This window comes from Pseudomonas sp. 05L36 (assembly GCF_056398125.1).
In genome coordinates this window covers 115375-138560 of record NZ_JBFTOU010000008.1, presented here as the reverse complement: position 1 = coordinate 138560, position 23186 = coordinate 115375, and the positions used below count along the sequence as shown (strand labels likewise).

At 60.9% G+C, this 23186-nt stretch carries 24 protein-coding genes; 20 read left to right on the top strand and 4 right to left on the bottom strand.

Annotated features, from left to right (window positions below; translation table 11 throughout):
• The first annotated feature begins 1 nt into the window (after window position 1).
• From mltG to araH, 14 genes are all read left to right on the top strand, one after another.
• Entirely contained in the window at window positions 2-1234 is a 1233-nt protein-coding gene (mltG, locus tag AC1DKH_RS11510) for an endolytic transglycosylase MltG (protein ID WP_477765387.1), read from the top strand.
• Window positions 1235-1253: 19 nt separating this feature from the next.
• Window positions 1254-1886 (top strand): dTMP kinase, encoded by a 633-nt coding sequence (tmk, locus tag AC1DKH_RS11505; RefSeq protein WP_477798213.1) that lies wholly within the window; start codon window positions 1254-1256, stop codon window positions 1884-1886.
• The gene (locus AC1DKH_RS11500; RefSeq protein ID WP_477759906.1) at window positions 1879-2865 is read left to right on the top strand and encodes a DNA polymerase III subunit delta'; all 987 of its coding nucleotides are present in this window, start codon (window positions 1879-1881) and stop codon (window positions 2863-2865) included. Before tmk ends, AC1DKH_RS11500 begins: the two co-directional genes overlap by 8 nt.
• Before the next feature lie 73 nt (window positions 2866-2938).
• On the top strand, window positions 2939-3727 hold the full coding sequence (locus tag AC1DKH_RS11495) for a TatD family hydrolase (RefSeq protein ID WP_477798212.1): 789 nt from the start codon (window positions 2939-2941) through the stop codon (window positions 3725-3727).
• Between the two features lie 387 nt (window positions 3728-4114).
• Window positions 4115-4753 carry a TetR/AcrR family transcriptional regulator gene (locus AC1DKH_RS11490; protein WP_108215361.1) on the top strand — a complete coding sequence of 213 codons (639 nt, stop codon included), beginning with the start codon at window positions 4115-4117 and terminating at the stop codon, window positions 4751-4753.
• Between the two features lie 137 nt (window positions 4754-4890).
• Window positions 4891-5859, top strand: a complete 969-nt coding sequence (locus tag AC1DKH_RS11485) for a GTP 3',8-cyclase MoaA (RefSeq protein WP_477798211.1) — start codon at window positions 4891-4893, stop codon at window positions 5857-5859.
• Between the two features lie 172 nt (window positions 5860-6031).
• Entirely contained in the window at window positions 6032-6640 is a 609-nt protein-coding gene (locus AC1DKH_RS11480; protein WP_477753739.1) for a DUF4823 domain-containing protein, read from the top strand.
• A 16-nt stretch (window positions 6641-6656) separates the two neighbouring features.
• Window positions 6657-7217: a DUF1285 domain-containing protein gene (locus AC1DKH_RS11475; protein ID WP_477798210.1), complete on the top strand. Its 561-nt coding sequence runs from the start codon at window positions 6657-6659 to the stop codon at window positions 7215-7217.
• 140 nt (window positions 7218-7357) lie between these two features.
• Entirely contained in the window at window positions 7358-8074 is a 717-nt protein-coding gene (locus tag AC1DKH_RS11470) for a FadR/GntR family transcriptional regulator (protein ID WP_477753737.1), read from the top strand.
• A gap of 45 nt (window positions 8075-8119) precedes the next feature.
• Window positions 8120-8995: an SMP-30/gluconolactonase/LRE family protein gene (locus AC1DKH_RS11465; protein WP_477798209.1), complete on the top strand. Its 876-nt coding sequence runs from the start codon at window positions 8120-8122 to the stop codon at window positions 8993-8995.
• Window positions 8996-9268: 273 nt separating this feature from the next.
• Window positions 9269-10087, top strand: a complete 819-nt coding sequence (locus AC1DKH_RS11460; RefSeq protein WP_477798208.1) for an SDR family oxidoreductase — start codon at window positions 9269-9271, stop codon at window positions 10085-10087.
• A gap of 141 nt (window positions 10088-10228) precedes the next feature.
• Complete coding sequence (locus AC1DKH_RS11455) at window positions 10229-11233, top strand: substrate-binding domain-containing protein (protein ID WP_223459570.1); 1005 nt, start codon at window positions 10229-10231, stop codon at window positions 11231-11233.
• A gap of 65 nt (window positions 11234-11298) precedes the next feature.
• A complete protein-coding gene (araG, locus tag AC1DKH_RS11450; RefSeq protein WP_477798207.1) occupies window positions 11299-12837 on the top strand; it encodes an L-arabinose ABC transporter ATP-binding protein AraG in 1539 nt (512 codons plus the stop codon).
• A 12-nt stretch (window positions 12838-12849) separates the two neighbouring features.
• Window positions 12850-13818, top strand: coding sequence for an L-arabinose ABC transporter permease AraH (gene araH / locus AC1DKH_RS11445; RefSeq protein WP_477798206.1), 969 nt, complete (start codon window positions 12850-12852; stop codon window positions 13816-13818).
• Window positions 13819-13945: 127 nt separating this feature from the next.
• Here the strand turns inward: araH and AC1DKH_RS11440 are convergent, their stop codons facing one another.
• The 3 genes from AC1DKH_RS11440 to AC1DKH_RS11430 form a co-directional block, all read right to left on the bottom strand.
• On the bottom strand, window positions 13946-14326 hold the full coding sequence (locus tag AC1DKH_RS11440; protein ID WP_477798205.1) for a Rho termination factor N-terminal domain-containing protein: 381 nt from the start codon (window positions 14324-14326) through the stop codon (window positions 13946-13948).
• Between the two features lie 19 nt (window positions 14327-14345).
• Window positions 14346-14669 carry a hypothetical protein gene (locus tag AC1DKH_RS11435; RefSeq protein ID WP_477798204.1) on the bottom strand — a complete coding sequence of 108 codons (324 nt, stop codon included), beginning with the start codon at window positions 14667-14669 and terminating at the stop codon, window positions 14346-14348.
• A gap of 81 nt (window positions 14670-14750) precedes the next feature.
• Window positions 14751-15956, bottom strand: a complete 1206-nt coding sequence (locus AC1DKH_RS11430) for an MFS transporter (protein WP_477798203.1) — start codon at window positions 15954-15956, stop codon at window positions 14751-14753.
• A 220-nt stretch (window positions 15957-16176) separates the two neighbouring features.
• On the opposite strand from AC1DKH_RS11430, the gene AC1DKH_RS11425 reads away from it, so the two are divergent.
• The 6 genes from AC1DKH_RS11425 to AC1DKH_RS11400 all read left to right on the top strand — a co-directional run bounded on the left by AC1DKH_RS11425 (window position 16177) and on the right by AC1DKH_RS11400 (window position 22049).
• Window positions 16177-16659, top strand: a complete 483-nt coding sequence (locus AC1DKH_RS11425; protein WP_477759903.1) for an N-acetyltransferase family protein — start codon at window positions 16177-16179, stop codon at window positions 16657-16659.
• Between the two features lie 193 nt (window positions 16660-16852).
• Window positions 16853-17845 (top strand): 2-dehydro-3-deoxygalactonokinase, encoded by a 993-nt coding sequence (locus AC1DKH_RS11420; protein ID WP_477798202.1) that lies wholly within the window; start codon window positions 16853-16855, stop codon window positions 17843-17845.
• 19 nt (window positions 17846-17864) lie between these two features.
• The gene (locus AC1DKH_RS11415; RefSeq protein WP_477753727.1) at window positions 17865-18485 is read left to right on the top strand and encodes a 2-dehydro-3-deoxy-6-phosphogalactonate aldolase; all 621 of its coding nucleotides are present in this window, start codon (window positions 17865-17867) and stop codon (window positions 18483-18485) included.
• A 48-nt stretch (window positions 18486-18533) separates the two neighbouring features.
• Window positions 18534-19682, top strand: a complete 1149-nt coding sequence (dgoD, locus tag AC1DKH_RS11410; RefSeq protein ID WP_007977010.1) for a galactonate dehydratase — start codon at window positions 18534-18536, stop codon at window positions 19680-19682.
• A 192-nt stretch (window positions 19683-19874) separates the two neighbouring features.
• Window positions 19875-21185 (top strand): MFS transporter, encoded by a 1311-nt coding sequence (locus AC1DKH_RS11405; protein WP_477798201.1) that lies wholly within the window; start codon window positions 19875-19877, stop codon window positions 21183-21185.
• 60 nt (window positions 21186-21245) lie between these two features.
• Window positions 21246-22049 carry an IclR family transcriptional regulator gene (locus AC1DKH_RS11400; protein WP_108215376.1) on the top strand — a complete coding sequence of 268 codons (804 nt, stop codon included), beginning with the start codon at window positions 21246-21248 and terminating at the stop codon, window positions 22047-22049.
• Here AC1DKH_RS11400 and AC1DKH_RS11395 read toward each other — a convergent pair.
• Entirely contained in the window at window positions 22046-23098 is a 1053-nt protein-coding gene (locus AC1DKH_RS11395; protein ID WP_477753726.1) for an NAD(P)-dependent alcohol dehydrogenase, read from the bottom strand. The two genes, AC1DKH_RS11400 and AC1DKH_RS11395, sit on opposite strands and share 4 nt — an antisense overlap.
• Between the last annotated feature and the right edge of the window lie 88 nt (window positions 23099-23186).

The window sequence follows — 23186 nt, the reverse complement described above, 5'->3', positions numbered from 1 at the left end:
CGTGAGACGTAAATTCTTGCTGCTGCTGGAAACCGGACTGGTTCTGGCAGGGCTGCTGTTGGGTGCTTCAGCCTGGAAAATTCATTCGGCGCTGGTACAGCCGCTGAACATTGCCCAGGAGCAATTGCTGGATGTGCCCAAGGGCACCACGCCGACCCGCACCTTCTACCGACTCGAAGCCAATGGCGTCATCAAGGACGCATTCTGGCTGCGGGTATATTGGCGCTTCAACCTCGCCAGGCAACCCCTGCACAGCGGTGAATACCGCATGAAGCCGGGCATGACCGTCGAAGGCCTGATCGACCTGTGGAAACGCGGGGAAATGGTTCAGTACAGCCTGACCCTGGTCGAAGGCTGGAATTTCCGTCAGGTCCGCGCAGCGCTGGCCAAAGAAGAGAAGCTCGACCATAGCCTCGACGGTTTGAGCGACAGCCAGGTCATGGACAAGCTCGGCCACAGCGGGATTTTCCCGGAAGGGCGCTTCTTCCCTGACACCTATCGTTACGTGCGCGGCATGTCCGATATCGAGCTGCTGAAAACCGCTTACGAGCGCCTCGACGAAGTGCTCGCCAAGGAATGGGAGCAGCGCGCCGCGGATGCGCCGTACACCGAACCCTACCAGGCGCTGATCATGGCCTCGCTGGTGGAGAAGGAAACCGGCGTACCGCAGGAGCGCGGGCAAATTGCCGGCGTGTTCGTACGACGCATGGCGATGGGCATGCTGCTGCAGACCGATCCGACGGTAATCTACGGCCTTGGCGACCGCTACAGCGGCAAGCTGACCCGGGCTCACCTCAAGGAATCGACGCCCTATAACACCTACATGAATGCGGGCCTGCCGCCGACGCCGATTTCGATGGTCGGTCGCGAAGCCATCCATGCGGCACTCAATCCGGTGGAGGGCAACAGCCTATACTTCGTGGCGCGCGGTGATGGCACTCACGTGTTCTCCGACGACCTGGACGCTCACAACAATGCTGTGAAGGAATTCCAGCTCAAGCGTCGTGCCGATTACCGCTCCAGCCCGGCGCCCGCCTCCACGCCCGAGACGCCGCCAACCGAGGCTGAGCAAACCGGTACGCAGGAGGCCAAGTCTTCGCAAGAGTTGGCTCCGATCCCGGCCGCTTCACCGAACACGGCTCCCGAGGCGCTACCGCAAGTGCCGGCGCAAGATCCTGCGCCAGCCCCTGAAATGCCGGAACCCGATGCCAACGCACCGAAAAGCCCGCAATGACTCTGACTAAGGACTGCCTGTGACTGGCTTGTTTATTACTCTGGAAGGCCCGGAAGGCGCCGGCAAGAGCACCAACCGCGAATACCTGGCCGAGCGCTTGCGCGCCGCCGGCATCGAGGTGGTGCTGACCCGCGAGCCGGGTGGCACGCCGTTGGCCGAGCGCATCCGTGAAGTACTGCTGGCCCCGGTCGACGAAGTCATGAGCCCGGACGCCGAGTTGCTGCTGGTGTTCGCGGCGCGTGCCCAGCACCTGGCCGAGGTGATTCGCCCGGCGCTTGCCCGCGGTGCCGTGGTCTTGTGTGATCGTTTTACCGATTCGACATACGCCTACCAGGGCGGCGGCCGTGGCTTGTCGCTGGAGCGCATCGCGACCCTGGAAACCTTCGTTCAGGGTGAACTGCGTCCGGACCTGACGCTGATTTTCGATCTGCCTGTCGAGGTCGGTCTGGCCCGCGCCAGTGCCCGCGGTCGCCTGGATCGCTTCGAGCTCGAAGGCCGGACCTTTTTCGATGCCGTACGCAGTGCCTTCCTCAAGCGCGCCGAGGCGGATCCGACGCGTTATGTGCTGGTCGATGCGGCCCAACCGTTGGCACAGGTTCAGCAATCGCTGGATGCCTTGCTACCGCGCCTGCTGGAGTTGAACCGTGGCTGAGGCCTATCCGTGGCAGGAAAACCTTTGGCAGCACCTGGCTGGTCGCGCCCAGCATGCGCATGCCTACCTGCTGCATGGCCCGGCCGGGATCGGCAAGCGGGCACTGGCCGAGCGCCTGATGGCCAGCTTGCTGTGCCAGCGCCCGAACGCGCTGCAAGCCTGCGGTGAATGCAAATCCTGTCTGCTGCTCAAGGCTGGCAGCCACCCGGATAACTACATCCTGGAACCGGAAGAAGCCGACAAGGCGATCAAGGTCGATCAGGTTCGCGACCTGGTCGGTTTCGTGGTGCAGACTGCGCAGTTGGGCGGGCGCAAAGTGGTGCTGATCGAACCAGCCGAGTCGATGAACATCAACGCTGCCAACGCCTTGCTCAAAAGCCTTGAAGAACCGTCCGGCGATACAGTGTTGTTGCTGGTCAGCCATCAGCCGAGCCGTTTATTGCCAACCATCAAGAGTCGCTGCGTGCAGCAGGCCTGTCCGCTGCCGGGCGAGACCATGAGCTTGAAGTGGCTGGCCCAGGCGTTGCCGGAGTGTTCCGAAGAAGAGCGCGTCGAACTGCTCACACTGGCCGCCGGTTCGCCACTGGCGGCGGTCAATCTTCAGGCCCAGGGCGTGCGTGAGCAACGCATGCAAGTGGTGGAAGGGGTGAAAAAACTCCTCAAGCAACAGCAGTCGCCGACGCAACTGGCCGAAGAGTGGAAAAACATTCCGATGTTGCGCCTGTTCGATTGGTTCTGCGATTGGTCGAGCCTGATCCTGCGCTATCAGTTGACCCAGGACGAAGCTGGCCTGGGCCTTGCCGACATGCGCAAGGTCGTGCAATACCTGGCGCAGAAAAGCGCCCAGGGCAAAGTCCTCGATATTCAGGACTGGATTCTCGCCCAGCGACAGAAAGTCTTGAGCAAGGCCAACCTCAATCCGGCCTTGCTACTGGAGGCATTGCTGGTGCAATGGGCGTCGTTGCCTGGCCAAAGATGACTGTCCGCGCCTAGACTCCGAGTATCAGAACATCCGCCCGTCCCACCCATTCGATACAAGTTGCAGCCCTTTTATGCTCGTAGATTCCCATTGTCACCTTGATCGCCTCGACCTAGCCGCCCACGGCGGCTCCCTGGATGCCGCCCTGGAGGCTGCCCGACAGTGCGGGGTCGGGCACTTTCTGTGTATCGGTGTCAGCGCGGACAACGCGGCCGACGTCAAAGCCCTGGCCGAACGTTATGACGACGTCGACTGCTCGGTGGGCGTGCACCCTCTGGATGTGCAGCCGGGGGCCGCGCCGGCGCTGGACTGGCTGTTGCAGGAGCTCAATCACCCGCGGGTGGTCGCCATCGGCGAAACCGGCCTGGATTACCACTACGAGCCGGAAGCGGCGCAGTTGCAGCAGGAATCCTTTCGCCTGCACCTGCAAGCGGCGCAGCAGACCGGCAAGCCGGTGATCATCCACACCCGTGGGGCCCGCACCGATACCCTGGACTTGTTGCGTGAAGCGGCCTTGCCCCAGGCAGGCGTATTGCATTGCTTTACCGAAGACTGGGAAATGGCGAAGGCTGCACTGGACATGGGCTATTACATTTCCCTGTCCGGGATTGTCACTTTCCGCAATGCCGATGCGTTGCGTGATGTGGCCAGCAAGGTGCCGGCCGACCGATTGCTGGTGGAAACCGACTCGCCGTACCTGGCGCCGATTCCCCATCGCGGCAAGCCAAACCTGCCGCAGTACGTGCGTGAAGTTGCGGAATTTCTGGCAATGTTGCGTGGTGAGCCCTACGAGCGGTTTGCCGAGCAGACCACTGAGAACTTCAAGCGGTTGTTTCCGTTGGCGCATGTGAAATCAGTTTAGGGTTCGAAGCCGCTTTCGCGAACAGGCTCGCTCCCACAAGGTTAAATCGCAGGCAAAAAAAACCCGGGTTCTGGGGGGTGAATCCGGGTTAAGACCATTAGGAGTAAAACAATGGCACGCGGTCCGTTGGTACCAATATCGGCGTGACACTTGGGGGAGATGCCCCGCCGACAGTTCAAGTATTGATCAGGATTGCGCCTCGTCCAGTTTGGCGGCCCGGGTTTTTAAACAAATTTGGAATACGTGCGCTTCGGAAGAGTTCTCATCACCCTGTAAACGTGCGCAGAATGACCAGAAAGCGCAGATATGGTCGGATGATCCGTGCATTTTGGCGCAAGTTAGGCATAATACGCGGCTTCGAATTTTGACCCCGACAGACCTTTTCTTATGCATAAAGAACCTCGTAAGGTCCGTGAATTTCGTCGCCGCGAGCAGGAAATTCTCGATACCGCGCTCAAGCTGTTCCTCGAACAAGGTGAAGACAGTGTCACCGTCGAGATGATTGCTGATGCCGTCGGTATCGGCAAAGGCACGATCTACAAGCACTTCAAGTCCAAGGCGGAAATCTATCTGCGCCTGATGCTCGACTACGAGCGCGATTTGAACACACTGCTGCATTCGGCCGATGTCGACAAGGACAAGGAAGCCCTGTCCCGGGCGTACTTCGAATTCCGCATGCGCGATCCACAACGCTATCGCCTGTTCGACCGCCTCGAAGAGAAAGTGGTCAAGGGCAACCAGGTGCCGGAGATGATCGAGGAACTGCACAAGATCCGTGCCTCGAACTTCGAACGCCTGACCCTGCTGATCAAAGGCCGGATCAGCGAAGGCAAGCTGGAAGATGTACCGCCTTACTTCCATTACTGCGCGGCCTGGGCGTTGGTGCACGGTGCTGTCGCGCTGTATCACTCGCCGTTCTGGAGCAATGTGCTGGAAGATCAGGAAGGTTTCTTCCAGTTCCTGATGGACATCGGCGTGCGCATGGGTAACAAGCGCAAGCGCGACACCGACACGCCCGGCAGCTGAGCCATTCAGTTGCCTTATTGCGCCATGATTTCGCTACTTGGCGCAGTGCCGCAGGAATATACTCAGGTAGAGGACTTGCTAAAACTTGATTTCTGGGTCAAGTTTTAGCGGCCCGATATTCTTCCGCCGGAGTGACCATGATCGTTGACCGTCAAGGCAGGCGTTTTCGCAACTTGCGAATCAGTCTGACCTCAGCCTGCAATTACGCCTGTACCTACTGTGTGCCCAACGGCAAGCGGCTGGTGGCTGCGCAGGATGAGTTGTCGGCCGAAGCCATGGCGCGCGGTGTGGCTTATCTGATTGAAGCGGCGGGGATCGAGCGTCTGCGCATTACCGGCGGCGAGCCGCTGGTCAGCCCGAAACTCGAAGCGTTCATGACGGCGGTCGGGCAGATGGGCCTGGAAGATATCAGCCTGACTACCAATGGCCAGTTGCTGGCGAAGAAACTGCCACTGCTGGTGAACGCCGGCATTCGGCGCCTCAACGTTTCCCTCGATACTCTCGACGCCAGTGCGTTCCGCACCATTGCCCGGGGCGGCGACCTGGCCACCGTGCTCGACGGCATGAACGAGGCCAGTGCGGCCGGCATGAAGATCAAGGTCAACATGGTACCGCTGCGCGGGCAGAACCTTGATCAGGTGATGCCGCTGCTCGACTACTGCCTGGAGCGCGGTTATGAACTGCGCTTCATCGAGCTGATGCGCATGGGCCACCTGGCCAACGATTCCAATGCTTTTCTGCAACAGTTCGTCAGCCTCCAGCAATTGCTGAGCCTGATCGGCGAGCGCTACGAGTATCTGCAGGCGGATGCGCCCGTCGATGCGACAGCGGTGCGCTATGAAATTCCGGGGCAAGGCTATTTCGGCGTGATCGCCAACGAAAGTGTGCCGTTCTGCCGTACCTGCTCGCGACTGCGCTTGTCGTCCACCGGGTGGCTGCATGGCTGCCTGTCGTCGAGTAATCGCCATTACATCGGCGACCTGCTGGACAAGCCGCGCCACCAGGCGCTGCCGGCCTTGCAGAGGCTTCTGGTGAAGGCCTTGGGCGACAAGCAGGAAGTGGCGTTCTCTGGTGGCGCGACTGTCATGAAGATTATCGGCGGTTGAACCGGCCTCATCGCGGGCAAGCCACGCTCCCACAAGGTTTTGCGTAAATCCTTGTAGGAGCGAGCTTGCTCGCGATGGCTATAGATAAGTCAACAATGCTCATGAGCTGGCGCAAAAGCTGCATCCTACGGCCATTCGCCGGTTTTCCGACACCGGCCTCTGGGAGGATAGGATGCGTAGCCTGGTTTTGCTGCTGGCCGTTTTGGCACTTGGTGGCTGCATGAACGTCAGCGATATGGCCGAAGGGACTCGTTACCATATGAGCGATGCGGGGTTACTCGATCACAGCGACAGTCGTCGCGTAAACAATCTGCGCATTCAGCCGGACTCGTTCGTCTACATCGCCCAAGGCGCTTTCATGCCTGCGGGCAGCTCCGTTTACCCACGGCCCAACGTGATTGCCGAAGTCGCGTTCGATGGCTTCGTCGAATACTTCCCGATGGTCCGCCGTGCCCGTACGCCCCAAGGCCTCGACCATGCCATGGGCGAAGCCCGTGCCGCCGGTGCGCACTATCTGCTCTACACCCGATTTGCCAAGTCTGACGACCGTATCGGCAACTCGGACGAGTGGCTGGATCAGGAAGCCCTGGATCGTCTCGGCATCGACAGCGGTATGATTCAGATCATGTTGATCGAGACCAGCACCCAGTATTTGATTGATACTGCGACCATCAAGAGTCGTGGCGGTTTACTGACGTTCCACGATAAAAAACCCGAAGACCTGATGGGCCCGCCGCTGGAACAATATGCGCGCAGCCTGCTGGGGCTCAGCGACCAGTAATTTCAAGGAGAACACCATGAGTGGCCCGCAAAAAGCCAACGACCTGCTGGGGCAAATCCCCAAGACCAAAGGCTTGCCGCCGGTGCACCTGTGGAATCCCGATTTCTGCGGCGACATCGACATGCGCATCGCCCGCGACGGCACCTGGTATTACCTGGGCACGCCGATCGGGCGCAAGCCGATGGTCAAGCTGTTCTCCACCGTCATTCGCCGCGACGGCGATGATTATTTCCTGATCACGCCGGTCGAAAAGGTCGGCATCAAGGTCGACGATGCGCCGTTCGTGGCGATTGCGGTGGACGTGGAAGGCGAGGGCGAGGCGCAGGTGTTGCGCTTTACCACCAACGTCGATGAAACCACCGAGGCCGGTGCCGAGCATCCGATGCGCGTGGTCATCGATCCGGTAACGCAGGAACCGGCCCCTTATGTGCATGTGCGCAGCAATATTGAAGCCTTGATCCATCGCAACGTGTTCTATCAATTGGTGGAGCTGGCGGTGAGCCGCGAGATCGACGGCCAGCGCTGGCTCGGTGTCTGGAGTGGCGGCGAGTTCTTCCCCATCGGTCTTGAGCCTTGAAAAGATCGCAGCCTGCGGCAGCTCCTACAGGAGTCCACATTTCCCTGTAGGAGCTGCCGCAGGCTGCGATCTTTTTTATTTGACATCCAATCGTATGATGATTAGCGTGAGCTTCCATCACATACGGCTTTGAGGTGTCCATGTCCAGCAGCTTTCATGCTTCGACCGTTGATTGGCTGGGATGCTGGCTCGCCACGGGGCAGGTCAAGCCGGGTGAGTCACTCAAGGTCGAAGCCGACCTCGGCGAACAACTTGGTGTAAGCCGCACGGTCATCCGTGAAGCGATCAAGACCCTGGTTGCCAAAGGCATGCTCGAAGTCGGCCCGAAGGTCGGCACGCGGGTGTTGCCGGTGCGGCGCTGGAACCTCTTCGATCCACAAGTCGTCGGCTGGTTGTCGCGCAGCGGCTTGCCGGAAAACTTCGTCGACGATCTGCTCGACCTGCGCCGTACCATCGAACCGATGGCCGTGCGCTGGGCCTGCGAGCGTGCAACCGGCGAACAGGTGAACGCGATCCTGCTGGCCTGCAACGCGCTGGAACAGGCTGTGGACAGCGGCATCGATTACAACCGTGCCGACCAGCTCTTCCACGAGTGCATCCTCGCTGCCAGCCACAATCAATTCATCGAGCAAATGGTTCCCGCCCTCGGCGCGTTGCTGGCGGTGGCCTTTGAAGTGTCCGCCGCCGACCCGGATGAACTGCGCCGCACCTTGCCGATTCACCGGGACCTGGCCGAGGCTATCGCGGCCCGTGATACCGCCCGGGGTGTCTGGGCCTGCATGACCCTGATCGATAACGCGGACCTGGCGATCAAACGCTACTACCCGCAAGTCATGGCCGATAAAAAGGCCAGCTGACAACGAAAATCCCCACATGAAAACAAGAACCCTGCAGGAGGTTTCATGACGTTGACGGCGGTTACCGGGCATCGGGCGAAACTGGGTGAAGGCCCGTTCTGGGATGCGCCGACCCAGACGCTGTATTGGGTGGATATCGCGGGTAAACAGGCGTTGCGGTTGATCGGCTCCAATGTGCAGATCTGGCAGATGCCGGAGCATGTGTCGTCCTTCATTCCCTGCGAAAGCGGCGATGCGCTGGTGACATTGAGCAGTGGGGTTTATCGGCTCGATCTCGACTCTCCTGGCCTGGAACCGCGCCTGACATTGTTCTGCGTGGCCGATCCGCAACCGGGCAACCGCCCCAACGAAGCCCGCTGCGACGCCCAGGGCCAGCTCTGGCTCGGCACCATGCAAAACAACATCGGAGAACACGGTGAAGACCTGCCCATCGTCCGCCGTTCCGGTGGACTGTTGCGCATCGATCGCGCCGGGCGGGTCGCGCCGCTGCTGCGTAACCTGGGCATTCCCAACACGCTGTTGTGGAGCGATGACGCCACCACCGTGTATTTCGGCGACAGCCTCGACGGCACCTTGTATCGACATTTCATCCGTACCGACGGAGCCCTCGATGCGCCGCAGCTCTGGTTTGGTCCGCACGAACGTGGCGGCCCGGACGGTTCGGCGATGGATGCCGAAGGTTTTATCTGGAATGCCCGTTGGGACGGCAGCTGCCTGCTCAGGTTGAGCCCTGGCGGCAAAGTCGATCGGATCATCGAATTGCCGATCAGTCGTCCCACCAGTTGCGTGTTTGGTGGTGCAGACCTGAAAACCCTGTACATCACCAGCGCAGCTAGTCCACTGGGCCATCCGTTGGATGGGGCCGTGTTGTCGATTCCGGTGGATGTGCCTGGAAAGCAATGCACGCGTTTTGCTGGGTAAATCCCATAGTATGGGATGCAAATATATATATTGAGATTTGTCGCGGGCCGGGTTTATAGTCGGCCTCACCGGTTACATGCACTCACACTCAAAAAAACAAAACAGGTGAAGTGATGCAGCGAAGTTCCCCCGTGCTCCCTTGCGGAGCCTGTGCCTCAGAGCGTTTCCGAGCTGAAACGTTTTCGCATTCACCTGTTTCCTACCCAGCGCCTTTTGACCGGACATCGACAGATGCCCGGTTTTCGTCGTGTCTTCGAACAGGAGTCTTGATCCATGGCTGAACCACTGTCATTGCCACCGGTGCCCGAACCGCCCAAGGGCGAACGCCTGAAAAACAAGGTCGTGTTGCTGACCGGTGCCGCCCAGGGTATCGGCGAAGCGATTGTGGCGACCTTCGCGTCCCAGCAGGCCAGGCTGATCATCAGTGACATTCAGGCCGAGAAAGTCGAGAAAGTCGCAGCACATTGGCGAGACAAAGGCGCCGATGTGGTGGCGACCAAGGCCGACGTGTCGCGTCAACAGGATCTGCACGCCATGGCCCGGCTGGCGATTGACCTGCATGGCCGGATCGACGTGCTGGTCAACTGCGCCGGGGTCAACGTATTCCGTGACCCGCTGGAAATGACCGAAGAAGACTGGCATCGCTGCTTTGCCATCGACCTCGATGGCGCCTGGTACGGTTGCAAGGCGGTGCTGCCACAGATGATCGAGCAGGGCATCGGCAGCATCATCAACATTGCCTCCACCCATTCCTCCCACATCATTCCGGGCTGCTTCCCGTACCCGGTGGCCAAGCATGGCCTGCTCGGCCTGACCCGCGCGCTGGGCATCGAATATGCGGCCAAGGGCATCCGCGTCAATGCCATCGCGCCGGGCTATATCGAAACCCAGATCAACATCGATTACTGGAACGGTTTCGCCGACCCCCACGCCGAACGCCAGCGCGCGTTTGACCTGCACCCGCCGCGTCGGATCGGTCAGCCGATCGAAGTGGCAATGACCGCCGTGTTCCTGGCCAGCGATGAAGCGCCGTTCATCAATGCCTCGTGCATCACTATCGATGGCGGGCGCTCGGTGATGTACCACGACTGAGTCATCGGGCTTTCAGGCGCATTACTACGTCTGAAATACAATCATCATACGATATGACTATTGGCAGTACGGTTTTACCGTCCTTTGTTTACAAAGAACGCTTTCAAAGAACGCTCAAGAACAATAACAAGGAGTCAGCTTATGAATCGTCGTCATGCTATCCGTTCCCTTTGCTGTGCCGCGTTGGCGGTCTCGGCGGTCAGCCTGAGCAGCACGCTGCTGGCGGCCGAGCAAGTGAAAATCGGTTTTCTGGTCAAGCAAGCGGAAGAACCCTGGTTCCAGACCGAATGGGCCTTTGCCGAAAAGGCCGGGAAAGAGAAGGGCTTCACCCTGATCAAGATCGCCGTGCCGGACGGTGAGAAAACCCTTTCTGCCATCGACAGCCTCGCGGCCAACGGCGCCAAAGGCTTCGTGATCTGCCCGCCGGACGTGTCCCTGGGACCTGCGATCATGGCCAAGGCCAAACTCAACGGGCTGAAGGTGATTGCCGTCGATGACCGTTTCGTCGATGCCAGCGGCAAGTTCATGGAGGATGTGCCGTACCTCGGCATGGCCGCGTTCGAAGTCGGCCAGAAGCAGGGCAATGCCATGGCCACCGAGGCGAAGAAGCGCGGCTGGGACTGGAAAGACACCTATGCGGTGATCAACACCTACAACGAACTCGACACTGGCAAGAAGCGCACCGACGGCTCGGTCAAGGCACTCGAAGACGCCGGCATGCCGAAAGACCACATCCTGTTCGCGGCCCTCAAGACCCTCGACGTACCAGGCAGCATGGACGCCACCAACTCCGCCCTGGTGAAACTGCCGGGTGCGGCGAAGAACCTGATCATTGGTGGCATGAACGACAACACCGTCCTCGGCGGCGTGCGCGCCACCGAGAGCGCCGGTTTCGCTGCGGCCAACGTGATCGGCATCGGTATCAACGGTACCGACGCCATCGGCGAGCTGAAGAAACCCGACAGCGGCTTCTACGGCTCGATGCTGCCAAGCCCGCACATCGAGGGCTACAACACCGCGAGCATGATGTACGAGTGGGTCACCACCGGCACTGAACCGGCGAAATTCACCGCCATGGACGACGTGACGCTGATCACCCGCGACAACTTCAAGCAGGAACTGGAAAAGATCGGCCTGTGGAACTGACGACCGTTTGATTTCAGCGGCGGTCTCGGCGACGGGGCTGCCTGACCGGTTTGAAGAGGTGGGTTATGCACGCGCAAACAAATACACAACAACACAGCGGCAGCTTGCGCTTCAACGGGATCGGCAAGACCTTTCCCGGTGTGAAGGCGCTGGACAACATCAGCTTCGTCGCCCATCCGGGGCAGGTTCATGCCTTGATGGGCGAGAACGGTGCCGGCAAGTCGACGCTGCTGAAAATCCTCGGCGGGGCCTATACGCCCAGCAGCGGTGCCTTGCAGATCGGCGAGCGGGCGATGGACTTCAAGTCCACCGCCGACAGCATCGGCAGTGGCGTCGCGGTGATCCATCAGGAGCTGCATCTGGTGCCGGAAATGACCGTGGCGGAGAACCTGTTTCTCGGGCATCTGCCGGCCAGTTTCGGCTTGATCAACCGCGGTGCCCTGCGCCAGCAGGCACTGGCCTGTCTCAAAGGCCTGGCCGATGAAATCGACCCGCAAGAGAAAGTCGGGCGCCTGTCCCTCGGCCAGCGGCAATTGGTGGAAATCGCCAAGGCCTTGTCCCGTGGCGCCCATGTGATTGCCTTCGACGAACCCACCAGCAGCCTTTCGGCGCGGGAGATCGAGCGTTTGATGGCGATCATCGGCCGGCTGCGGGACGAGGGCAAAGTGGTGCTCTACGTGTCCCATCGCATGGAAGAGGTGTTTCGCATTTGTGATGCTGTGACGGTGTTCAAGGACGGGCGATACGTGCGCACGTTCGAGGACATGGGCCAGTTGACCCACGATCAACTGGTCACCTGCATGGTCGGTCGTGACATTCAGGACATCTACGATTACCGCCCCCGTCAGCGCGGCGCCGTGGCGCTCAAGGTCGACGGTTTGCTTGGGCCGGGGTTGCGTGAGCCGGTGAGTTTCGAGGTGCACAAGGGCGAAATCCTCGGGCTGTTCGGGCTGGTCGGTGCCGGTCGCACCGAGCTGTTGCGCTTGCTCAGCGGCCTGGCGCGCCACAGCGCCGGACAGCTGAAACTTCGTGGCCATGAACTGAAGCTGCGTTCACCCCGGGACGCGATTGCCGCCGGGGTCCTGTTGTGCCCCGAGGACCGCAAGAAGGAAGGCATCCTGCCGCTGGCCAGCGTCGCCGAGAACATCAACATCAGCGCCCGCGGCGCCAACTCCACCTTCGGTTGCCTGTTGCGCGGGCTGTGGGAGAAGGACAACGCCGACCAGCAGATCAAGGCGCTCAAGGTGAAAACGCCCCACGCCGGGCAGCAGATCAGGTTTCTTTCCGGCGGTAATCAGCAGAAGGCCATTCTCGGCCGCTGGCTGTCGATGCCGATGAAAGTGCTGCTGCTCGACGAACCCACCCGCGGCATCGACATCGGTGCCAAGGCCGAGATCTACCAGATCATCCATAACCTGGCGGCCGAGGGGATCGCGGTGATTGTGGTGTCCAGCGACTTGATGGAAGTCATGGGCATTTCCGACCGCATCCTGGTGCTGTGCGAAGGCGCCCTGCGTGGCGAGCTGAGCCGCGAACAGGCCAACGAATCCAACCTGCTGCAACTGGCTTTGCCGCGCCAACGCGACGACGGCGTGGCGAACTGAGAGGTGACTATGATGACAACCCAAGACAACACCCTGCCGACCACGCGCAAACCCCTGGATATGCGGCGTTTTCTCGATGACTGGGTAATGCTGCTGGCCGCCGTCGGAATCTTCGTGCTCTGTACCCTGATGATCGACAACTTCCTTTCGCCGCTGAACATGCGTGGCCTGGGCCTGGCGATTTCCACCACCGGGATCGCGGCGTGCACCATGTTGTATTGCCTGGCGTCCGGGCATTTCGACTTGTCGGTGGGCTCTGTGATTGCCTGCGCCGGAGTAGTCGCGGCGGTGGTGATGCGCGACACCGACAGCGTGTTTCTCGGAGTCTGTGCGGCGCTGGTGATGGGCCTGGTCGTCGGGCTGATCAACGGCATCGTGATTGCCAAGCTGCGAGTCAACGCGCTGATCACCACGCTGGCGACCATGCAAATCGTACGCGGCCTGGCCTACATCTTCGCCAACGGTAAAGCGGTGGGGGTGTCCCAGGAATCGTTCTTTGTGTTCGGTAACGGCCAGTTGTTCGGCGTGCCGGTGCCAATCCTGATCACCATCATCTGCTTCCTGTTCTTCGGCTGGCTGCTGAACTACACCACCTACGGGCGCAACACCATGGCCATTGGCGGCAACCAGGAAGCGGCGTTGCTGGCCGGTGTGAATGTCGACCGGACCAAGATCATCATCTTTGCCGTGCATGGCGTGATCGGTGCGTTGGCCGGGGTAATCCTGGCATCGCGCATGACCTCCGGACAACCGATGATCGGTCAGGGTTTCGAGCTGACGGTGATCTCGGCCTGCGTGCTGGGCGGGGTGTCGTTGAGTGGCGGGATCGGCATGATCCGGCACGTGATCGCCGGGGTGCTGATTCTGGCGATCATCGAGAATGCGATGAACCTGAAGAACATCGATACGTTTTATCAGTATGTGATTCGGGGTTCGATTCTGCTGTTGGCTGTCGTCATTGACCGCCTGAAACAACGCTGACGCCCATTACACCTGTGGGAGCAAGTTCGCTCCCACAGTTGACCGGGTTGTTCAGACGAACGCGGTCCCCTGTGGGAGCGGGCTTGCCCGCGATGAGGGCATCCGCTTCGACACAAAACAGTTGGTCTTAACCCGCCTTGCGCAACGCTTCGATCAGCTCTTGCTTGCGCATCGAGGACCGCCCGGGAATGTCCTTCGCTCGTGCTTCCTTCCTCAAACTATCGACCGTCTGGGCCTCTCTGGATACAGCGCTATCGCGTGAGTGCCCCTCACGAGTGGCCACCGCTCGACGCGCCGACTCCTTGCGATCTGCCGACTTTGCACTGGCCGGTTTCTTGCGCCCCGACCCACCGGCCCGTTCGCCGCCGCCGGACTGTTTATTCACTGTCGCCCAAGCGCGGGCTTCGGCTTCGTTCTTTGAAAGGCCTTTGCTTTCGTAACTGTCTTCGATGTGTTGCGCCTTGCGTTTTTGCTCGGCCGTGTATTTGGTTTTACTTCCACGAGGCATGGGATTTCTCCTGGCTTCATTACTGGCTCATATTGCTTTCCTCGTCCTCGGTGGTGCTTGAACCGAGGCCACCACTGCCGGGCTTTTTTTTGTCCGGCAGATTAGTCCCGCCCTGACGATCCATGTCATTGCCCTGGGTTCGCGGGTCGGTGCCGGTGGCAGGCGGGAGGTTGTGGTCGATCGTCGTGCCATCGGTGTTCATGCCTGGAGCACTCTGGATCGCCGGTGCCCTGGGCTTTTCAACCGGGTTGGTCGGGCCGGTGCTCGAGCCGATGGTCCCGGCGAACGCGGCAGAAGACAGCAGGGCGGCGAGGGCGAGGGCATTCAACCTGGACAGGATCATGGTGTTGTCTCCAACGGGTAGAGTCCTTACCTGATTAGTCCGCCTTCGATCCGGATGGGTGCATTGTTAGCGACGAACGGCTCAGGCCTGCTCCAATGCCCCGACCGCTGTGGCTCTACGCCAGATCAAGCGGCCCACGGTGATCATCCAGTTGAGCGCAGCCACCGCCAGCACCGTGAGCAATAGCGTGGCCATGCCTTGCTCGACGATGATTTTCCCTGCCAGCAAGGGAAAGCCGAACACGCCGATGAAGTACGACAGGCTGAACAGCAGCAAGGATTGCGCAGTGGTGCCGTTCGGCGCTTCATTGGCGGCCAGACCGTTGATCACCGAGTAGGTCAGGCCGTAACCGATCCCGAGCATCGCCGCCGCGAGCACGTAGCTGAAGCTGCTGTCGACGACAAAACCGAACATCACGATCGATGCCAGCATCAACCCCGAAAGCACGCACGATGCACGGAATGGATCGCGCTTGACCACGAAACCGGCAACCAGCATGCGGCCGCTGATCGCCGCGCTCATGAAGCCGAGGAAGAACAACGAATAGTCGAGCGAGCGCGCCGCGGCATAACTGGTTTGAAAGCTCGACAGACCACCGAACACGCAGCCGCCGAGACCGACCATGATGATCGGGAACACGGCCCTGGACGACAGCACCTGAGCCGCTGCGCGCCAGGAAATCCGCGACACGCTGCCAGATTGCGCGGGCGCCGGTTTCAGTTGTCGATCCAGGCGCCAGAACAGCAATACGCCGATCAGGCTGGCCAGCGCCGCCAGGTAAAACGCCGCCGTCACCGGATAACCGAGTGCACTCGCCGCGCGACCGAGCAATGGGCCGCTACCGATCCCGGTCATCATGCTGCCCGACAGCAGGGCGAAGTATCTGGCGCGCTGCGCGGGTGTCACCAGACTCGCCACGATGATCGGCCCGAGGGTGTAGAACACGCCCCAGCCCAGGCCCAGCAGCAGCCCGAAAAACAACAGCAGATGACCGAAGCCCGGGGTCAGGGCGAAGCCCAGGCTGGCCGCTATCAGCAATACACCGAACAGCGCCACCGATCGGGCGGCACCGAGCAAGTCGGACAAATGACCGGAAACAATCACCGCCGCAAAGGTGCTGAGCATCGCCGCCGAAATCACACTGCCGGCGTCGTGTTCGTTACCGCCGCGAGAGCCGATCAGCAACGACAGCAAAAACGTCGAACCGTAGGACAACGACAACAGGTAACTGGCGAGGCAAAACAGGCCGAACAACTTGCTTGAGACAGGGGGGGTTGCGGTAGACATGACGCGGTTCCTTGACCGGCTAAATGAGCAGCGCATCTATCTAACCACGCAGTGCCCGAATGTTAGGTCCGAGGTTATCGATTCCAAGGTTAGTGTTGGCCGGAGTAAAGCATCTGCACTGTTGTGGTGATTCAGCTTTTGTGGCGAGGGAGCTTGCTCCCTCGCCACAAGTACCGCGCCGACTTAGTATGGCGTTTTCCACTTTTGACAAGGCACGTCCATGACGATCGAAATCCGCCCGGCGACCCCCAGTGACGCACCGCAAATCCTCGCGTTCATCACTGAACTGGCCGACTACGAACGTGCCCGCCATGAAGTCATCGCCAGCGTTGCCGATATCGAGCGCAGCCTGTTCAGCGAAGGCGCCACCGCCCATGGCCTGATCTGCCTGCGCGACGGTGCACCCATCGGTTTCGCGGTGTTCTTCTTCAGCTATTCCACCTGGCTGGGCAGCAATTGCCTGTACCTCGAAGACCTCTACATCACCCCGCAACAGCGCGGCGGTGGTGCGGGCAAGACCCTGCTGCGACATCTGGCAAAAATCGCCTGCGCCAACGACTGCGGTCGTTTCGAGTGGAGCGTGCTGGAGTGGAATACCCCGGCCATCGAATTCTACAAATCCCTGGGCGCGCAGCCGCAGGAGGAGTGGGTTCGGTATCGGATGGATGGAGCGGTGTTGCGGGATTTCGCATCCGGTAACTGAAACTTCTTAAAAGATCGCAGCCTTCGGCAGCTCCTACGCAGGAATTCGCGTTTCCCTGTAGGAGCTGCCGAAGGCTGCGATCTTTTTTTGTGCCGTCTCACAATATGGGATTGATATTTATATATTGAGATTTTGCAACGCCAGGGTTTATAGTCCCGCTCACTCACTGCCAAAAACCAAAACAGGTGAAGCGATGCAGGCGCAATTGATCGCGCTCGACTGGGGGACAACCTCATTACGTGCTTACAAACTGGCTGAAGGTGGCTTGGTCCTCGAACAGCGTTCGCTGTCGTCGGGGATCATGCAGCTGCCGAAAGCGCCGCGAATCATTGGCGGCCGGGAATGCGCCGATGGTTTTGAACTGGCATTCGATGAGGCTTGCGGTGACTGGCTCGATGCCCAGCCGGATTTGCCGGTGATTGCCTGCGGCATGGTCGGCAGCGCCCAGGGCTGGTGCGAAGCGGCCTACCGCGACACGCCGGCGAACGTCGCCACGCTCGGTACTTCCCTGCAAACCGTGCGCAGCCTGCGCGGCATCGATGTGCACATCGTGCCAGGCGTCATCGAGCGTTCGCCTCTGCCGAACGTGATGCGCGGCGAAGAAACCCAGGTGCTCGGCGTGCTGCAAAACCTGACGAGCGAGGCGGGTGCTGATCTGCTGATCGGCCTGCCGGGCAGCCATTCGAAATGGGTGGAAGTGGCCGACGGCTGCATCGTGCATTTCGATACGTTCATGACCGGCGAAGTCTTCGCCGTGCTCAGCGAGCACAGCATTCTCGGACGCACCCAGCAGCGTGGCGGGTCCTTCGATGGCGATGCGTTTGATCGCGGCGTGCAGGTCGCGTTGTCGGCGGGCGGTGAAACCGGTCCGCTGTCGACGATGTTCAGCGCCCGCAGTCTCGGGCTGACCGGCGAATTGAGCGCCACCGCCCAGGCGGACTACCTGTCCGGCCTGTTGATCGGCCACGAGTTGGCAGCCCTGGCCAACGTCCAGCGGCGCCGGCGCAACAGCGTGCACCTGCCTTCGATCATCCTCATCGGCAACACCCAACTCTGTGCCCGCTACAGCCGCGCGCTCGACGCCTGCGGTTTTGCCCGGGTGACCCTGGCCGAACAGGCCACCGAACGCGGATTGTGGCAACTGGCGCTGGCTGCCGGCCTGGTCACGTGCACCGCATCCCGTTAAACCTGACTGGAGTCCTGACATGCTCAAACAAGCCCTGGCGCAAAACGGCCTGATCGCGATCCTGCGTGGCCTGCGCCCGCAGGAAGCGGCGGCCATCGGCGAAGTCCTGTACGCCGCCGGATTTCGCGTCATCGAAGTGCCGCTCAATTCCCCTGAGCCGTACGAAAGTATCCGCATCCTGCGCAGTACCTTGCCCGCCGATTGCCTGATCGGTGCCGGCACGGTGTTGACGCCGGAGCAGGTGGAGCAAGTGAAAGCCGCGGGCGGCCAGGTGATCGTCATGCCCCATAGCGATCCGAAGGTCTTGCGCGCGGCGAAAGCGGCGGGGCTTTACCTGTCGCCGGGTGTCGCCACGCCGACCGAAGCCTTCGCGGCACTGGCTGAAGGAGCGGATGTGCTGAAGATGTTCCCGGCCGAGCAGATGGGGCCGGCGGTCGTCAAAGCCTGGCTGGCAGTGCTGCCGGCGGGAACGATTCTGGCGCCGGTCGGCGGCATCACGCCGGACAACATGCAGGTGTTTATCGACGCTGGCGTCAAAGGTTTCGGCCTCGGCTCCGGTCTGTTCAAACCGGGCATGACGGCGGAACAAGTGGCGGCCAATGCCAAGGCGTACGTCGCTGCCTGGAAAGCCCTTCGCTAAGACTTCTTTGAGCGCCGAGCGCGCTGCATCTAATAAGAGAGCCAAAAGATGAAAATCACCAAACTGACCACCTTCATCGTTCCGCCGCGCTGGTGCTTCCTCAAGGTCGAAACCGACGAGGGCGTCACCGGTTGGGGTGAGCCCGTGGTCGAAGGCCGCGCCCACACCGTCGCCGCTGCCGTTGAAGAATTGTCCGACTACCTGATCGGCAAAGACCCGCGCAACATCGAAGACATCTGGACCGTGCTCTATCGCGGCGGTTTCTACCGCGGCGGCGCAATCCACATGAGCGCCCTGGCCGGTATCGACCAGGCCTTGTGGGACATCAAGGGCAAGGCGCTGGGCGTGTCGGTCAGCGACCTGCTGGGTGGTCAGGTGCGGGACAAGATTCGTGTGTATTCGTGGATCGGCGGCGACCGTCCGGCGGATACCGCGCGTGCGGCGAAGGAAGCGGTCGAGCGTGGTTTTACCGCGGTGAAAATGAACGGCACCGAAGAACTGCAATTCCTCGATACGTTCGACAAGGTCGACCAGGCCCTGGCCAACGTCGCTGCCGTGCGCGATGCCGTCGGCCCGAACGTCGGCATCGGCGTGGACTTCCATGGCCGGGTGCACAAGCCCATGGCCAAGGTGCTGATGAAGGAGCTTGACCCGTACAAGCTGATGTTCATCGAAGAGCCGGTGCTCAGCGAAAACTACGAAGCGCTGAAAGAGCTGGCGCCGCTGACCAGCACGCCGATCGCTTTGGGTGAACGGCTGTTCTCGCGCTGGGATTTCAAGCGTGTGCTCAGCGAAGGCTACGTCGACATCATCCAGCCGGATGCGTCCCACGCCGGTGGCATCACCGAAACCCGCAAGATCGCCAACATGGCCGAAGCCTACGACGTGGCGCTGGCGCTGCATTGCCCGCTGGGCCCGATTGCGCTGGCGGCGTGCCTGCAACTGGACGCGGCCTGCTACAACGCGTTCATCCAGGAACAGAGCCTGGGCATCCATTACAACGAGAGCAACGACCTGCTCGACTACGTCAAAGACCCACGGGTGTTCGACTACGACCAGGGCTTCGTGAAGATCCCGAACGGCCCGGGCCTGGGTATCGAGATCAACGAGGAATACGTGATCGAACGCGCGGCCATCGGCCACCGCTGGCGCAACCCGATCTGGCGCCATGCCGATGGCAGTTTTGCCGAGTGGTGAGTTCTCCCTGACCCACCGCAAATCCCTGTGGGAGCCAGCCTGCTGGCGATTTGGTCCGCACCTCCAGCATTTATGGTGACTGACCCACCGCTATCGCCAGCAGGCTGGCTCCCACAGTTTGATCTCCATTAGCAGTGAGATCTGCGTTAACCCTGATTTCGACCTCAATAACCATAAGAAGAGGCACCCCCCATGCAACCGCAAACCCTCACCGGGCAGGCGTCGTTGGTGACGCCCAGCCGCAAGCGTTTTTTCATCATGGTGCTGTTGTTCATCACCGTGGTGATCAACTACCTGGACCGTAGCAACCTGTCGATTGCCGCCCCGGCATTGACCAGTGACCTGGGCATCGACCCGATCCACGTCGGCCTGATCTTCTCCGCGTTCGGCTGGACCTACGCCGCCATGCAGATTCCCGGTGGCTGGCTGGTGGATCGCGTGCCGCCACGGATTCTGTACAGCGTCGCCTTGCTGCTGTGGTCGGTGGCCACGGTGATGCTCGGCTTCGCCGCCAGCTTCATCGCGCTGTTCGTGTTGCGCATGGCGGTCGGTGCGCTGGAAGCACCGGCGTACCCGATCAACAGCCGCGTGGTCACCACCTGGTTCCCCGAGCGCGAGCGCGCCACGGCCATCGGTTTCTACACTTCCGGGCAATTCGTCGGCCTGGCCTTCCTGACACCGGTGCTGGCCTGGCTGCAGCACGAATTCGGTTGGCACATGGTGTTCGTCGCCACCGGCGCGGTGGGCATTGTGTGGGCGGTGATCTGGTACGCGATGTATCGCGAGCCGCGGGATTTCAAAGGCGCCAATGACGCAGAGATTGATCTGATCCGCGAGGGCGGCGGGCTGGTGGATATCCAGGCCGAACAAGCCAAGGTCAAAGCCAAATTCAGCTGGACCGACCTGGGCATCGTCCTGACCAAACGCAAGCTCTGGGGCATCTACCTCGGGCAGTTCTGCCTCAACTCGACGCTGTGGTTTTTCCTCACCTGGTTCCCGACCTACCTGGTGAAATATCGCGGCATGGACTTCATCAAGTCCGGCCTGTTGGCATCGCTGCCGTTTCTCGCCGCGTTTATCGGTGTGCTGTGTTCCGGTTTCTTCTCGGACTTTTTGATCCGTCGCGGTTACACGGTTGGTTTCGCCCGCAAATTGCCGATCATCAGCGGCCTGCTGATTTCCACTTCGATCATCGGCGCCAACTTTGTCGAGTCGACGCCGTTGGTGATTGCCTTCCTCGCGCTGGCATTCTTCGGTAATGGCCTGGCTTCGATCACCTGGTCGTTGGTGTCGACCTTGGCTCCGGCACGCTTGCTCGGGCTGACCGGCGGGGTGTTCAACTTCATCGGCAACCTGTCGGCGATTGCCACGCCTATCGTGATCGGTTTCCTCGCGACGGGAGATTCTTTTGCCCCGGCGATCACCTACATCTCGGTGCTGGCGTTGATCGGTGCTCTGTCCTACATCCTGCTGGTGGGCAAGGTCGAGCGTATCAAGTTGTAGTCGTGGCACGCGGGCGACCATAATGCCGCCCGTTCACTCGCTCAACGGTAAAGGCTGGATATGCAGGAAGACGCCCCAAAAATCGCCAAGGACGCCGCACCGACCGGCACCCAGACCCTGCTTCGCGGGTTGGGTGTGGTTCAGGCCGTGGCCAGTGGCGCCCGCGATCTCAAGGAAATCGCCCGGCTGATCGGCACCACGCGCAGCACCACCCATCGCCTGGCCAGTTGCCTGGTGGACGAGCGTTATCTGCGGGTGGTGCCGCAAGTCGGTTATCTGCTGGGGCCGAAACTGATCGAGTTGGGCTTTCAGGCCCGTGAAGAGTTGCCGTTGGTGACCCTGGCCGGGCCGTATCTGGACGAGTTGTCGGCGTTGACCGGCGACACCATTCACCTGGCGATTCGTGAAGGCGACGAAGTGCTGTACCTGCACAAGAATCCAGGGCGCAATGGCCCGGAAATGCGTTCGCGGGTCGGCCATCGCATGCCGTTGGCGCGCACCGGGATCGGCAAGGCGCTGATGCTCGATGACTCACCGCAAGAGTGGCAGCGCCTGTACGAAGTCAGCCTGCCGGTGGGTGGGAAAAACCAGTTCTGGCCGCAGCACCCGGAGCAATCCTGGGAGCAGTTCGAGCAGCGCATGGTCGAGTATGTGGCCGGCGGTTATGCCTTCGATCTGGAAGACAACGAACCATCGATCCGCTGCGTAGCCGCGCCGATTCGTGATGCCAGCAAACGCATCGTCGCCGGCATCAGCATCGCCAGTACTGTGCCGTACATGCCGCTGGAAAAAATGGCCGAGCTGATTCCCCTGATCAAAGGGGTCACGGCCCGGCTGTCGGCGGAGCTGGGTCTTAAGGTTTAAACCTTGAGGGTCGCCATGTCGATGACGAAGCGGTACTTGACGTCACCGGCGATCATGCGGGCGTAAGCCTCGTTGATCTGGCGGATGTCGAGCATTTCGATGTCGCAGGTGATGTTGTGCTCGGCGCAGAAATCCAGCACTTCCTGGGTTTCGGCGATGCCGCCGATCAGCGAACCCGCCAGCACGCGACGTCCCAATACCAGTTTGGCCGCATGCACCGGCGGCTCCACCGGTTCGATCAGACCCACCAGAATATGCACGCCGTCGAAACGTAGCGTATCGAGGTAGGGGTTGAGGTCGTGCTGCACCGGAATGGTGTCGAGCAGGAAGTCGAAGTGACCGGCGGCGGCCTGCATCTGCGCGTCATCGGTGGACACGATCACATGGTCCGCACCCTGACGGCGAGCCTCTTCGGCCTTGCTTGCCGAACGGGTGAACAGCGTCACTTCGGCGCCCATGGCCTTGGCGAACTTGATGCCCATGTGGCCCAGGCCACCCATGCCGAGAATCCCGACCTTGTCGCCGGCCTTCACGCCGTAGTGCTTGAGCGGCGAGTAGGTGGTGATGCCGGCACACAGGATTGGCGCGGCGCTGGCCAGGGCCAGTTTTTCCGGGATACGCACCACAAAGTGCTCGCTGACCACGATGCTGTCGGAGTAACCGCCCATGGTGTTGCTGCCATCGACCCGGTCCGGGGTGGCGTAGGTCATGGTCGGGCCTTCGAGGCAGTATTGCTCCAGGTTGGCCTGGCAAGCTTCGCAATGGCGGCATGAATCGACCATGCAGCCGACACCGACCAGATCGCCGACCTTGTGTCGGGTCACGTTCGCGCCAACGGCGGTCACTTTGCCGACGATTTCGTGACCAGGCATCAGCGGGTAAACGGCAATGCCCCACTCGTTGCGGGCCTGATGGATGTCTGAATGGCAGACGCCGCAGTAGAGAATCTCGATGGCAACGTCGTCGGCCCGTGGGCTGCGGCGTTCGAATTTCACAGGGGCGAGGGGAGTGGTGGCCGACTGGGCGGCGTATCCGATGGCGGTGTACATGGTGAACCTCGCAAAAGCGCTGACGGGTGAGGTGGCGCATTCTGGGCGTCGTTCCCTGTGCCAGCCATGGCGATTCCTCCGGGTGTCA

Excerpts from the sequence above, each read along its gene's own strand:
- AC1DKH_RS11490 (WP_108215361.1), top strand. The coding sequence starts at position 4,115 with ATGCATAAAGAACCTCGTAAGGTCCGTGAATTTCGTCGCCGCGAGCAG.
- AC1DKH_RS11415 (WP_477753727.1), top strand. The coding sequence starts at position 17,865 with ATGCTCAAACAAGCCCTGGCGCAAAACGGCCTGATCGCGATCCTGCGT.
- AC1DKH_RS11495 (WP_477798212.1), top strand. The coding sequence starts at position 2,939 with ATGCTCGTAGATTCCCATTGTCACCTTGATCGCCTCGACCTAGCCGCC.
- araG (WP_477798207.1), top strand. The coding sequence starts at position 11,299 with ATGCACGCGCAAACAAATACACAACAACACAGCGGCAGCTTGCGCTTC.
- AC1DKH_RS11420 (WP_477798202.1), top strand. The coding sequence starts at position 16,853 with ATGCAGGCGCAATTGATCGCGCTCGACTGGGGGACAACCTCATTACGT.
- AC1DKH_RS11430 (WP_477798203.1), bottom strand. The coding sequence starts at position 15,956 with ATGTCTACCGCAACCCCCCCTGTCTCAAGCAAGTTGTTCGGCCTGTTT.
- AC1DKH_RS11405 (WP_477798201.1), top strand. The coding sequence starts at position 19,875 with ATGCAACCGCAAACCCTCACCGGGCAGGCGTCGTTGGTGACGCCCAGC.
- AC1DKH_RS11400 (WP_108215376.1), top strand. The coding sequence starts at position 21,246 with ATGCAGGAAGACGCCCCAAAAATCGCCAAGGACGCCGCACCGACCGGC.
- AC1DKH_RS11465 (WP_477798209.1), top strand. The coding sequence starts at position 8,120 with ATGACGTTGACGGCGGTTACCGGGCATCGGGCGAAACTGGGTGAAGGC.
- AC1DKH_RS11460 (WP_477798208.1), top strand. The coding sequence starts at position 9,269 with ATGGCTGAACCACTGTCATTGCCACCGGTGCCCGAACCGCCCAAGGGC.
- AC1DKH_RS11470 (WP_477753737.1), top strand. The coding sequence starts at position 7,358 with ATGTCCAGCAGCTTTCATGCTTCGACCGTTGATTGGCTGGGATGCTGG.
- AC1DKH_RS11480 (WP_477753739.1), top strand. The coding sequence starts at position 6,032 with ATGCGTAGCCTGGTTTTGCTGCTGGCCGTTTTGGCACTTGGTGGCTGC.
- AC1DKH_RS11425 (WP_477759903.1), top strand. The coding sequence starts at position 16,177 with ATGACGATCGAAATCCGCCCGGCGACCCCCAGTGACGCACCGCAAATC.
- AC1DKH_RS11435 (WP_477798204.1), bottom strand. The coding sequence starts at position 14,669 with ATGATCCTGTCCAGGTTGAATGCCCTCGCCCTCGCCGCCCTGCTGTCT.
- AC1DKH_RS11440 (WP_477798205.1), bottom strand. The coding sequence starts at position 14,326 with ATGCCTCGTGGAAGTAAAACCAAATACACGGCCGAGCAAAAACGCAAG.
- araH (WP_477798206.1), top strand. The coding sequence starts at position 12,850 with ATGACAACCCAAGACAACACCCTGCCGACCACGCGCAAACCCCTGGAT.
- AC1DKH_RS11455 (WP_223459570.1), top strand. The coding sequence starts at position 10,229 with ATGAATCGTCGTCATGCTATCCGTTCCCTTTGCTGTGCCGCGTTGGCG.
- dgoD (WP_007977010.1), top strand. The coding sequence starts at position 18,534 with ATGAAAATCACCAAACTGACCACCTTCATCGTTCCGCCGCGCTGGTGC.
- AC1DKH_RS11395 (WP_477753726.1), bottom strand. The coding sequence starts at position 23,098 with ATGTACACCGCCATCGGATACGCCGCCCAGTCGGCCACCACTCCCCTC.
- AC1DKH_RS11485 (WP_477798211.1), top strand. The coding sequence starts at position 4,891 with ATGATCGTTGACCGTCAAGGCAGGCGTTTTCGCAACTTGCGAATCAGT.
- AC1DKH_RS11475 (WP_477798210.1), top strand. The coding sequence starts at position 6,657 with ATGAGTGGCCCGCAAAAAGCCAACGACCTGCTGGGGCAAATCCCCAAG.